The sequence below is a fragment of the Chromohalobacter sp. HP20-39 genome (genome assembly GCF_033052815.1).
GTDB lineage: Bacteria > Pseudomonadota > Gammaproteobacteria > Pseudomonadales > Halomonadaceae > Chromohalobacter.
Window position 1 is genome coordinate 1 of the sequence record NZ_JAWHTP010000578.1, and the last position, 279, is coordinate 279.

Sequence of the window (279 nt, forward strand, 5' to 3'; positions counted from 1 at the left end):
CCGGTGGCCTCGTGGTCGAGATGGGCTCGCTCGGCGAAGAGCTGCGGCTCGAAATCCTGAAATCGCGCGTCTCCGCCGCGAAGGCGCATCACGCCACCTTCGACGTGCCGATGCCGGTGCTGGAATATCTCGCCAAGACCATCACCCATAACGGCCGCGATCTCGAAGGCGCGATCAACCGCCTCCTCGCTCACAGCAAGCTCAACGCCACCACGGTGACGCTGGAAATGGCCGAGCGCGAAGTGCGCGATCTGGTGCGGCCGATGGAGCCGAAGCGGG

At 65.6% G+C, this 279-nt stretch carries 1 pseudogene; it reads left to right on the forward strand.

Annotation, left to right across the window (positions count from 1 at the left end):
- Positions 1-11 precede the first annotated feature (11 nt).
- A pseudogene (locus RVY79_RS19260) lies at positions 12-279 on the forward strand (hypothetical protein); the annotation flags it as partial.